The sequence below is a fragment of the Actinomadura sp. NEAU-AAG7 genome (genome assembly GCF_018603865.1).
Lineage (GTDB): Bacteria > Actinomycetota > Actinomycetes > Streptosporangiales > Streptosporangiaceae > Spirillospora > Spirillospora litoris.
This window is the reverse complement of record NZ_JAHFZY010000007.1, coordinates 618704-629480: the sequence shown is the minus strand read 5'-3', so window position 1 is coordinate 629480 and position 10777 is coordinate 618704. Positions and strand designations below refer to the sequence as shown.

Below are 10777 nucleotides of genomic sequence, written 5' to 3'. Positions count from 1 at the left end.
GCTTGGTCGATGAGGTCGACGAAGTCGCCGAGGTCGCCGAAGTCGGGGAGGATGGTGGTGTAGTCGGCGATGTCGTAGCCGCCGTCGCGCAGGGGTGATTGGTAGATGGGCAGCAGCCACAGGCAGTCGATGCCCAGCCATTGCAGGTGGTCGAGTTTGTTGATCAGGCCGCGCAGGTCGCCGTAGCCGTCGCCGTTGGAATCGGCGTAGCCCCGGACCGACACCTCATAGAACACCGCCGTCTTGAACCAATGCGGCTGCCGTGGCGTCTCGGTGCGGAAGGGATCGGCGACCGGCTGCGCCAAAGGCTCGGGCGGCTCCGGCGGTGGCCCGGCGGCGGGCGAAGGGGCGGGCTCCAGGGCCTCCACGGCCTCCAGAAGAAGCGGATCGGCGACATCCGCGCCCGCGTTCGCGTCGCCGCCGGTGTTCTTCTGGACAGGCATGGGCCACCCCGGAGTGTTGGAGACATCTAGATCAGCAATTCCCCGGTGCCGCGGTCCGGGACGTGCGCGACGTCCAACCGTTCGTAAATTCTCAGTACGCTCCGAGATTCTCGGCGCCTCCCTTCTGTCCAGGCCCATCCGGGGGACACCAGGCGGCAGGCGCGGTGCCGGGATCCACGCCACCATCGCTTCGGCGCGAGGTTCACCAGGAAACGGTCATCGCATGGCCGAGCCTTGGTGTCACCGGAGAAAGGCGATGCAAAATCACGGCCATTTCCGCTCGTGTCAGGGGCGTTGCGTCGTGACGCTGCTTGCCGCGCGGCGGCTGTGTCATGTCCGTGTTTTTAGATTCGTCGCTTTTTCCGTCCTGGCGCCCGGGTAGATCGCCTCCATGCTCACGACCCGCCGCCCGATGCGGGCCGGCGGGCGGCCAAATGACCACCGGACGGAACGGATCTTCGTCCGCGGCGATCGGAGGGGCAGTGGAGCGCTGGGAGAAGTCGCCATCGGTCGTGCCGGCGCGCGAGGGCCTCGTGGCGCGGCTGCGCGTTCGTTTCGCGGACGTCCCGGCCGAGAGCGTGCGCCGCTGCGTGGACGACCTGTGGTGCTGCTGCGCGCATCTCGGAGTGCGGCTTGAGGAGCAGGCGATCGAGCGCCTCGCGGAGTCCCGGCTGACGGGCGTCGTGCGAGGCGCCCGCCCGCCCTATCCCGATCCTCCGCCCTGTCCGGACGGCGGCGGGACCGCTTCGTCCACCCTGGCCCGCGCGGCCGTGAGAACTCCGATCGGGATGTGACCATGCGAGACACCTCCGTGCCGGGCCTGGAGATCGGGACCCGGCGGGGCTTCACCGTGCTGCGCCTCCCCGCGCAGGTGAGCTGGCAGAACTACGCGGGCATCAGGGAGGGCGTGTGCCGGGCGCTGGCCCCGGCGGCGCGCACGGCCGGGACGGGACGGCGCCGCGCGGGCGTCGTCGTCGACTTCGGGGAGTCGGTGCTGCTGGACGCGTCGGGCCTCGTCCTGCTGGCCCGCACCGAGACCCGCGCGCAACTGCTCGGCTGCCCGCTGCGCGCCGTCGTGCCCGCGGTCGACGGGCCGGTGCGGCGGGCGCTGCGGCTCACCGGCCTCGACCGGATCGTCCCGGTGTATCCGGACGTGGCGGCGGCGACGGCCGCGCCGCCCCCCGACGGCTCCCCGGCCGCCGTGGACACCGCGCACGTGCTCGACGCGATCCGGGCGATGCATCCCGGTGACGGCGACCTGCCGCCCGCGCCGGCGCCCGCGTCCGAACTGACGATCACCACGACCGGGGCCGGCGACGGCGACCACACGGTCGTGCACCTGTCGGGCGTCCTGGACCAGATCACGGTGCGGCGCCTCGGCGCGGCGCTGACCACGCTGGTCGAGGGCGACCTGCGGCACCTCATGGTGCGGATGCACGACAGGCTCGGGCTGCGCTGCGACCCGCTGCCGGTGCTGCTCGGCATCCGCTGGCGCGTCGCCGCCGAGGGCGGCTGCCTGTCGCTGCCCGCGCTGCCGGCCCGCCTCCGCGAGATCATCGACCGCGAGGGCCTGGGCTCGGCCTTCACCGCGTGCCGGGGCGGAACGGCACTCGCCTAAGGGCGTGCGCCCCGCGCGTGTTCTCCGTCCTTCCGCCTGAAATCAACTCGGCGTCCCGGTCGCGCGCGACCGGGCCGTCCCACGCCTCGGCCCGGAACGACCACGTTCCCGTCTCCGGTCGGCGTCGCCCCGGCTCCGGTTTCCCCCGCATGCGCCCGGCACCCGCCCCCGTCCATGCCCCGCCCGCAGCCCCGGGCGTCTCCCGGACGAGAAGATCACGCGAAGAGGTCCCCGCGCGGGTGCGGCCGCCTCCCCCCGGCGAGAGCGGGTCAGGCGCGCGTCCGGCGGGCGATCGTGAAGCGGTCGATCTCGGTGCCGTTCTCGGCCAGCGCGCGGACGGACAGCGTCGCCGTCCGCCCGCGCCGGGCCGGGTCCACGTCCACGCGGATGAAGGAGTAGCCCGTGAAGCGGACGCGCGACCAGTGGACCGTCTCCGGCACCTTGTGGCCGGATCTGTCCCACGCGTAGGTCGCCACCGAGTCGAGGGGCTTCTCGTGGCCCTCGTAGGAGTCGGGCACGGGGAAGCTGTAGAGGCTCTTGCCCGCGCCGCCCGCCGTGACATAGACGACGCCGTCGGTCTGCGGACGGGCCGTCCCGCCGATCGGGACCTCCCGGCCGACCGCGCCGCCCTTGACGGCGTCGGTGCGCTCGTAGACGTGGTTGTGCCCGTTGATGACGAGATCGACCTGGTACTTCTCGAACAGCGGCACCCACGCGTCGCGCACCCCGCCCTCGGAGGCGTGCTGGTTCGTCGTGGAGAACGCGCAGTGGTGGAAGAACACGACGACGAAGTCGATGTCGCGGCGCTGCCGCAGCCCCTTGAGCCGCGCGTCGAGCCACGCGGTCTGGCGCCCCTTGGACAGGTCCAGGTTCGCGGGGATCTCGTAGGAGACGTCGTTGGCGTCCAGCGAGATCACGGCGGTGTCGCCGTAGACGAAGGAGTACACGCCCGGCAGGTTCTCCGGGTCGGGGCCGTTGCGCGGCAGCGGGAAGCGGGCCTCCTCGCCGCCGTAGCCGTTGGGGGAGTACCACGCCTCCATGTCGTGGTTCCCGTAGGACACCATCCACGGCACCTGCTTGGCGACCGTCTCGGTCTGGGCGAGGAACTGGTCCCACAGGCGGGCGTCGAAGGTGTCGGTCGGCTTGCCCGCGCCCGAGGAGTCGGCGTAGCAGATGTCACCGGCGTGCAGGTGGAACGCCGGGTTCTGCGCGAGGATCAGGCTGTCGTTGCCGAGCGCGTGGTAGCTGACGCCCTGGTCGCCGAACGCGGTGAAGGTGAACGCGCGCGGGCCGCGCGGCGCGGTGGTGAACGTCCCGATCGTCCCGGCGAGGTGGGCGTGGGCGGGGTCGAAGCCGTCGTGGCCCACGCCGTAGTAGTAGGTGGTCCCCGGGCGGAGCCGGTCGAGCGCGACGTGCAGGTAGTACTGCGTCACGTCCGGGCTGGAGCCGACCCCGGCGGGGGTGTGCAGCGCGCGGACCTCGGCGGGGATCCGCTGCGAGAGGCTCCACGGGTGCGTCCCGACGCGGAGGAACGGCTTGCGCACCGCGACCGGCACCTGCCAGGACACCCGCATCTGCGTGGACGGGTCCTCGCCGAATGTCAGGTGCCGTCCGATCGGTGCGACCAGCGCGCCCTCGACGCGGACGGGCGCGGGCTTCAGATGGGGCGTGGCCGCCGCCCGCGCGGTGCCGGTGGCCGCGCCGCCCGCCGCGAGCGCGCCCGCGGCGACCGCGCCGCCGCGCAGGAGGCCGCGGCGGGAGAACCTGGCGCGGAGGTGGTCGTGCTGCTCCGCCATGCTCAGGTGGTCGGGAGCACCCATGCGAGGTGTGTTCACGTTAGAGCAGGGTGGCGCACGGACGGGGCGCCCCCGTGAACACCAGGTGTTCGGGAGATTTCACCCCGAGGATCAGGACCGGGGGACCGGGAGCCGCGAGGGGGTCAGCGCTGCGGGACGGCGAGCGCCTCCATCGCGGTGGCCACGTCCGGGGCGATCGCGACGCGGCGCTGGAGGCCCGCCACGTCCGACACCCGGCGGACGATCCCCCGCTGGGGCAGCACGACCCACATCGGCACGCCCAACTCGCTCGCCCGTGCCTGCGACCGGATGATCACGTTCAGTCCGTTGGAGTCGCAGAACGCGCACTCGGTCAGGTCGAGCACGAGGCCGGGTGCCCCCGCGTCGAGCACGTCGAGGGCCTGGGCGAGGATCGCCTCGCCGTTGCTCAGATCGACCTCGGCGGGAAACTCCAGTACGCCGCAGGTCTCCGTGCTCTCCACTCGCGCTACACCGAGATCCATCGCCAGCCCCAAAGTCCAGTCCTCACCTGACGGCAGCCGGGGGTACTTCACTGCGACTGTAAGCCCCAAAGTTGGACGAAACCTGAAAGAGATGGTCAAGTCTCGGGACTCCCTCCACCATCCTGGCCTGTCCCACGTTTACTACGATTGATCCGGATTTGCCGTCTTGGGAGAACGCATGCGCGAACCGCTCACCGTCGCCGTGGCGCAGCCCGTCTGCGTGCCCTACGACGTGGAGGTCAACGCGCGCGCCCACGCGGCGGCGGTCCGGTCCGCGCGCTCCCGGGTCGTGGTCTTTCCCGAGCTCTCGCTGACCGGCTACGAGCTGGACGCTCCCGCCCTCTCCCCGGACGACCCGCGCCTCGCGCCCCTCCTCGACGCCTGCCGCGAGACCGGCTCCCTCGCGCTCGCGGGGGCGCCCGTGGCCGGCGACACCGCCGGTGAGGCGATCGCGACGCTCGCGGTCGGCGGCGAGGCGGCGATCGCCTACCGCAAGCTGAACCTGGGCGGCGCCGAGGCGGAGCGGTTCACGCCGGGGTCCGGGCCGTCCGTCCTGACCGTGGACGGGTGGCGCCTCGGCCTCGCGATCTGCAAGGACCTCGGCGTCCCCGAGCACGCCGCCGGGACCGCCGCGCTCGGCATCGACGCCTACGTCGCGGGCGTGTGCGAGCACGACGCGTCCGTCCTCGCCGAGCGGGCCCACCGCGTCGCGACGACGCACGACGTGTGGGTGGCGGTCGCGAGCTTCGCCGGGAACACCGGCCCCTACCTTCCGGCGGCCGGGTGCTCCGGCGTCCGCGCGGCGGGCGGGCCCGTGATCGCCCAGGCGGGCCCGGGCACCGGCGAGATCGCCCGCGCGACCCTGCACGCCCCCGCGCTGATCGACGGGGGCGACAGGTCGTGCGTCCGGCTGCTGCTGGAGCTGCGCGGCCACATCGCCGGGCTCGGCCCGGGGACGGTCGTCCACCTGATCGCCACCGACCCCGCCGCGCCGATCGACCTGCCCGCCTGGTGCCACCTCACCGGCCACACCTACCTGGGGCCCGCCGCGTCCCCCGACGGGCGTCCGGCGTACGCGCTCCAGGTGGTCGAGGACGCCCGCCCGACCGACCCCGACTCGCCCTGGCGCCCCCGCTGACGGCGTGGCCTCAGCCGTCGTCGAACAGGTGGAGCCGGTGCGCGGTCGCCGCCGCCTCGCCGCGCCCGGACACCCCGAGCTTGGCCAGGATGTTGGACACGTGCACGCTCGCGGTCTTGGCGGAGATGAACAGCGCCGCCGCGATCTCCCGGTTGCTGCGCCCCGCCGCGACCAGCCGCAGCACCTCCGCCTCGCGGGGGGTGAGCCCCAGCCGGGGCGGCTCCGGCTCGGCGCCGCCGAGCGCGATCCGCGCCCGCCGGGCCAGCCGCGCCGCCTTGTCGCGCAGCGGCGCCGCGCGCAGATCCGCCGCGAGCCGGTCCACGCGCCGCAGCCGGGCGCCCGCCGCGTTCCGGTCGCCGTCCGCGATCGCCGCCTCCGCCGTGCGGACCAGCGCGAACGCCGTCGAATGCGGCTGCTCCAGCGCGTCCCACGCGGCGACGGCCGCCTCCCAGGCGGCCCGGTCGAGCACGCCCTCCGCCCGCGCCGCCTCGGCGGCGAACGTGAGCCGGTGGGCCTCCTGCACCGGGCCGTGGACGCTCATCCCCGCCACCCGCGCCCGGATCGCCGCGAGCGGGCCGGTGTCGCCGAGTGCGGCGCAGGCGGTCGCGGCGGTCACCAGCGCGGGCAGCGCGTACCGGGGGCCGTCGGGCAGGTCCTCGTCGGTCATGACCGGGTCGAGCGCGGCCAGCGCGTCCGCCGCCCGGCCGCGTCCGAGCGCGACGAGCGCCTCCAGGCGGCACACGGGGAACAGGTGCTGCGCGCGGCGCGCGGCGCCGAGGGCGATGAGCTCGCGCGCGGCCGCCGCCTCCGCCGCCGCCGTGTCCAGGTCGCCGCGGGCCACCGCGACCCCGCCCGCGAGGAAGACCAGGCCGCCGCGGATCACGTTCGGCGGGTCCTGCGCGAGGGCCCGGCCGATCACCGCGAGCGCCTCGTCCCAGTGGCCGAGCGAGACCAGCGGCTCGGCCGTGTTGATCGCCAGGTAGGCCCCGGTGGTGCGCGCCACCCCGTACCGCTCGGCCCTGGCGATCCCCTCCGCCGCGACGGCGGCGGCCTCCCGGTGCCGGCCGAACATCTCCAGGACGTCGGCCCGGTTGACCAGCGAGCGCATCAGTGGATCGATCGCCTGGACCTCCCCGGCCAGCTCGGCGACCCGGTCGATGCGGGCGAGGCACGCCTCCAGGTCGCCGTCGCGCAGCACCTGGTCCCAGGCGAGCCGCAGGCCCAGCTCGATCTCGGGCTCCACGTCGCCGACGGCCCGCGCGACCTCCATCGCCTCCTCGGCCGCCGCGCGCGACTCGTCCCGGGTGCCGTGCAGCCCGGCGGTCTGGTGCGCGAGCGTCGCGAGGACGCGCGCCCGGGTGCGGCTGGGCGGGTCCGCGGGCACGATCCGGGCGGCGGTGCGGAAGTCGTTCACCGCGTCGTCGCGGGCGAGCTTCATGCCCATCAGCCCGCGCCGCTGGTACAGGCGGGCGGCGCGCATCGGGTCCTCGGCCTCCAGGCCCGGCGTGGCCAGCGCGGCGTTCGCCAGCCGCACGCCCCGCTCCGACTCCCCGGCGAGCCAGGCGAACGTCACGGCCTGCTCCATGACCTCCGCGTGCGGGACGCCGATGCGGTGCGCCGCGTCCGGCACCCGGTCCCACAGCTCCAGCACCCGCGAGGCCATCCGCAGCGACTCGGCGTGGGCGAGGGCCTTGCGCGTCTCGCCGACCGCCTCCCACGCGCCGGTCAGCGCCCGGACGACGTCGTGCGCCGCGTACCAGTGGTAGGCGAGCGTCACCGCGCGCTGCCGGGCGGGCATCAGCCCGGGACGCTCCTCCAGCACCCGGGCGTAGCGCGCGTGCAGCCGGGTCCGCTCCCCGGGGAGGAGATCGTCGTGGACGGCCTCGCGGATCAGCGCGTGGCGGAACGCGTACCCGTCGCCGTCCACCACGAGCGCGTTGGACGCCACGGCCGGGCGCAGCCCCCGCGTGAGGGCCTGCTCGTCCAGCCCGGTGACGGCGGCGAGCAGCTCGTGCTCGATCCGGGCGCCGCCCCCGGCCGCGACCCGCAGGATCTCCTGCGTCTCCTCCGGCAGCCGGTGGACGGCGCCGAGCAGCAGGTCGCGCAGCGACTCCGGCAGGTCGGCGTCGCCGCCGGAGCCGAGCAGCGCCTCCACGAACAGCGGGTTGCCCTCGCTGCGCGCGAACACCTCCTCCAGCCTCGCGGCGGGCGGCTCCGCGCCGAGGACGCCCCGGACCAGCTCGCGCACCTCCTCCCGGCCGAGCCGCGCGACCTCGACGCGCCGGACGCCGGGCACCCGGTCCAGCTCGGTCAGCAGCGGCCGCAGCGGATGGGACCGGTGCACCTCGTCGGTCCGGTAGGTGGCGACGATCAGCAGCGGGACGCCCGCGCCCAGGTTGCGGACGAGGAACACCAGCAGGTCGCGGGTCGACCGGTCGGCCCAGTGGGCGTCCTCGACGGCCAGCACGACCGGGCCGTCGGCCGCCAGCCGCTCCAGCAGCGTGAGGACCAGCTCGAACAGCCGGGCCCTGGCCTCGGCCGTGAAGGCGTCCCCGTCGGCCTCCCCGAAGTCGGGCAGCAGCCGCCCGAGCCCGGGGGCGGCCCCGGCGGGCAGCAGCGCGCCGACCCCGTCCACGCCGATGTCGCGGACGAGCTGGCGCATCGCGGCGGTGAACGGCGCGAACGGCAGGCCCTCGGTGCCGAGCTCCAGGCAGCCGCCGGCCAGGAACCGCGCGCCCTGCGCCCGCCACCGGTCGGCGAACACGCCGAGCAGCCGGGACTTGCCGACGCCCGCCTCGCCGCCGAGCAGGACCGCCGAGGGCGTCCCCTCGCGCGCCGCGCGGAACGCCGCGTCCAGCTCGCCCGACTCCCGGACGCGCCCGACCAGCCGGGGCGGTACGTACACCCGCGTCTCCCTCGTCCGTGGACCGTGACGCTACAAGAGTGCCCGACACCGGGACGAGGTGCTGTCGGGGGTGCGTGCGAAGCTGGGAACGTGAGCGCCGATGAGGAACGGGACGGGGTCGCGCTGACCAACCTCGGCCAGCCGCTGTTCGCGGGGGCCGAGGCGACCAAGCGCGATCTCGTCGACTATCTGGACGCCGTCTCGGGGCGGCTCGTCCGCCAGCTCGCGGGGCGGCCGCTGTCGGTCGTCCGCGTGCTGCGCGGCCAGAAGCCGTTCATGCAGAAGAACGTGCCAAGGTACACACCGCCGTTCGTCCGGACTGTGACGATCTGGGCGGAGACGTCCCAGCGCGAGGTGTCCTACGCGCTGTGCGACGACCGCCGGACGCTGCTGTGGTTCGCGAACCAGCGCGCGGTCGAGTACCACCCGCCGCTCGCGCTGGCCGCCGACCCGGGCCACCCCACGCACCTCGTCATGGACCTCGACCCGCCGTCCGGCGGCGCGTTCGCGTCCGTGGCCCGGGCCGCGCACCTGGTGCGCCGCGCGCTCACCGACCTGGGCATGGACGGCGCGGTGAAGACCAGCGGCGCCAAGGGCCTGCACGTGTTCGTCCCGCTCGACGGCCGCGCGCCGGTCGAGGACGTGGCGGCCGCGACCCGCGCGCTCGCCGCCCGCGCCGAGCGCCTCGACCCCGACCTCGCGACGACCGCGTTCATCCGCGAGGACCGCGCGGGCAAGGTCTTCCTCGACTCCACCCGGGCCGGCGGCGCGACCGTCGCCGCCGCCTACAGCCCGCGGATCCGCCCCGGCGTGCCGGTCTCGTTCCCGGTGCCGTGGGAGGAGCTGGACGACGTGGACCCGCGCGCCTTCACCATCCGCGAGGCCGTCCGGCTGCTCGCCGACCGCGACCCCTGGGCCGAGCTGATGCCCGACCCGCAGGCGCTGCCCGCCGACCTGGTCGAGGAGGGGCACACGATCCCGATCGCCCGCGTCCAGGCCATGCACGAGGGCAAACGCCGGGCCCGGGCCCGCCGCGCCGCCGAACCCGACGGCAAGGCGTAGCCGCGGACGGCGAGGCGCGGGTCCGCTGGATGGGCAGGGGCGCCCGGGGGCGCCCGGGGGCGTCAGGTGGCGGAACACCCCCGGGCGGGTCCCGTGATGGCCTCGGCCGCCGCGCGGGCGCGCCGACTGAGCGGTGGGGCGGCGCCGGAGGCGAGCCCCGCCGGGAAGACCGCGAAGCGGTGCCGCGCCCGCCACGGCGCGGTCAGGGCCCGAGCCGTCGGGCGAGTGCCTTGGGCCGGGGCTTCATGAGCACAGCCGTCAGGCGAGTGCCTTGGGCCGTGACGTGATAGGAGGCCGGTCCTTTCAGGCGGCGCGGGCCGGGGTGTAGTGCGGGGCGGCGTCGCCTTCGAGGATGTAGCTGCGGTCGCCGGTCACGCCCGCCGGGGCGTCGCCCGCGACCGTGACGCGGTGCAGGACGCGCGGCTGGTCGCCGTAGTCGTCGGGCGCGTAGTGCTGGGTGATCCGGTTGTCGAACAGCACGAGGTCGCCCGGCCGCCACCGGACGCGCACGATGTTCTCCGGCCGCGTCACATACGACTGGAAGATCCGCAGGATGTCGCGCGACTCCGTCCCGGACAGCCCGATGAGCTTCTGCGCGAACCCGCCGATGAACAGGCCGCGCTCGCCGGTCTCGGGGTGCACGCGCACGACGGGGTGCGCGGTCCGGTAGCGGCGGGACGCGAACACCCTGCGGTACTCGGCGGCCTTCTCGGCGTTGGTGCTCGGCACCGCGTAGTCGTAGTCGTTGGTGTGGACGGCCCACAGCCCGTCGGCGAACTCGCGGAGCGGGCGCGGCAGGTCGCGGTAGGCGGTGGCCGTGTTGGCGATCAGCGTCTCGCCCCCGTAGGGCGGGACGACGAGGGCGCGCAGCGTGCTCAGCTTCGGCGGCGTCCGGACGAACGTGACGTCGGTGTGCCAGGTGTTGGAGCGGATGCCCTCCTCGCCCCGGACGGGCAGGATGTCGGGCCGCCCGTCCACGGACGGCACCGTCGGGTGCGCCCTGGTCAGCTCCCCGAACCGGGCGGCGAAGGCGAGTTGGCCGTCGTCGTCGAGCCCGGCGTCGCGGAACACCAGCGCCTTGTGCCGCCGCAGCGCGAGGACGATCTCTTCGAGGGGGAGGGTGAGCGGGTCGACGTCGGTGAACTCGGCGCCGACGCGGCCGCCGATCTGGCGCGCGGTCCGGTGGACGGGCTCGCTGATGGTCTGGGACATGGGTGGTTCCTCTCTCGCGGCTGGTCTGGCGGCGGACGGTCGGGGGACGGTCAGCCCGGACAGCCCGCGGAGATCACGCGGAGGAGGTCCACATGCCGCC

At 74.9% G+C, this 10777-nt stretch carries 9 protein-coding genes; 4 read left to right on the top strand and 5 right to left on the bottom strand.

All coding sequences use genetic code 11. The annotated features are described in order from the left end of the window. The coding region (locus KLI87_RS32305) for an alpha-amylase family glycosyl hydrolase (protein ID WP_250904437.1) at positions 1 to 443 on the bottom strand (443 nt) is incomplete at its 3' end. Positions 444 to 925: 482 nt separating this feature from the next. Here KLI87_RS32305 and KLI87_RS32300 point away from each other — a divergent pair. Continuing rightward, the gene (locus tag KLI87_RS32300) at positions 926 to 1237 is read left to right on the top strand and encodes a hypothetical protein (RefSeq protein ID WP_156222538.1); all 312 of its coding nucleotides are present in this window, start codon (positions 926 to 928) and stop codon (positions 1235 to 1237) included. Between the two features lie 2 nt (positions 1238 to 1239). Continuing rightward, on the top strand, positions 1240 to 2061 hold the full coding sequence (locus tag KLI87_RS32295; RefSeq protein WP_214620049.1) for an STAS domain-containing protein: 822 nt from the start codon (positions 1240 to 1242) through the stop codon (positions 2059 to 2061). A 269-nt stretch (positions 2062 to 2330) separates the two neighbouring features. On the opposite strand, the gene KLI87_RS32290 is transcribed toward KLI87_RS32295, so the two are convergent. Both KLI87_RS32290 and KLI87_RS32285 read right to left on the bottom strand, forming a co-directional pair. Beyond that, the gene (locus tag KLI87_RS32290) at positions 2331 to 3881 is read right to left on the bottom strand and encodes a metallophosphoesterase family protein (protein WP_214620048.1); all 1551 of its coding nucleotides are present in this window, start codon (positions 3879 to 3881) and stop codon (positions 2331 to 2333) included. A 119-nt stretch (positions 3882 to 4000) separates the two neighbouring features. Then, positions 4001 to 4339, bottom strand: coding sequence for an STAS domain-containing protein (locus tag KLI87_RS32285; protein WP_173391026.1), 339 nt, complete (start codon positions 4337 to 4339; stop codon positions 4001 to 4003). A 199-nt stretch (positions 4340 to 4538) separates the two neighbouring features. Here KLI87_RS32285 and KLI87_RS32280 point away from each other — a divergent pair, with 199 nt between their 5' ends. Continuing rightward, positions 4539 to 5498 (top strand): nitrilase-related carbon-nitrogen hydrolase, encoded by a 960-nt coding sequence (locus KLI87_RS32280; RefSeq protein WP_250904436.1) that lies wholly within the window; start codon positions 4539 to 4541, stop codon positions 5496 to 5498. Positions 5499 to 5508: 10 nt separating this feature from the next. Here KLI87_RS32280 and KLI87_RS41225 read toward each other — a convergent pair whose 3' ends face one another. Next, positions 5509 to 8403, bottom strand: a complete 2895-nt coding sequence (locus tag KLI87_RS41225; RefSeq protein WP_214620047.1) for a LuxR family transcriptional regulator — start codon at positions 8401 to 8403, stop codon at positions 5509 to 5511. A gap of 90 nt (positions 8404 to 8493) precedes the next feature. Between KLI87_RS41225 and KLI87_RS32265 the strand changes: the two genes are divergently transcribed. Further along, positions 8494 to 9465 carry an ATP-dependent DNA ligase gene (locus KLI87_RS32265; RefSeq protein WP_308166354.1) on the top strand — a complete coding sequence of 324 codons (972 nt, stop codon included), beginning with the start codon at positions 8494 to 8496 and terminating at the stop codon, positions 9463 to 9465. Positions 9466 to 9768: 303 nt separating this feature from the next. Here the strand turns inward: KLI87_RS32265 and KLI87_RS32260 are convergent, their stop codons facing one another. Further along, a complete protein-coding gene (locus KLI87_RS32260; protein WP_214620045.1) occupies positions 9769 to 10677 on the bottom strand; it encodes a TauD/TfdA family dioxygenase in 909 nt (302 codons plus the stop codon). Positions 10678 to 10777 lie beyond the last annotated feature (100 nt).

Excerpts from the sequence above, each read along its gene's own strand:
- KLI87_RS32295 (WP_214620049.1), top strand. The coding sequence starts at position 1,240 with ATGCGAGACACCTCCGTGCCGGGCCTGGAGATCGGGACCCGGCGGGGC.
- KLI87_RS32290 (WP_214620048.1), bottom strand. The coding sequence starts at position 3,881 with ATGGGTGCTCCCGACCACCTGAGCATGGCGGAGCAGCACGACCACCTC.
- KLI87_RS32280 (WP_250904436.1), top strand. The coding sequence starts at position 4,539 with ATGCGCGAACCGCTCACCGTCGCCGTGGCGCAGCCCGTCTGCGTGCCC.
- KLI87_RS32260 (WP_214620045.1), bottom strand. The coding sequence starts at position 10,677 with ATGTCCCAGACCATCAGCGAGCCCGTCCACCGGACCGCGCGCCAGATC.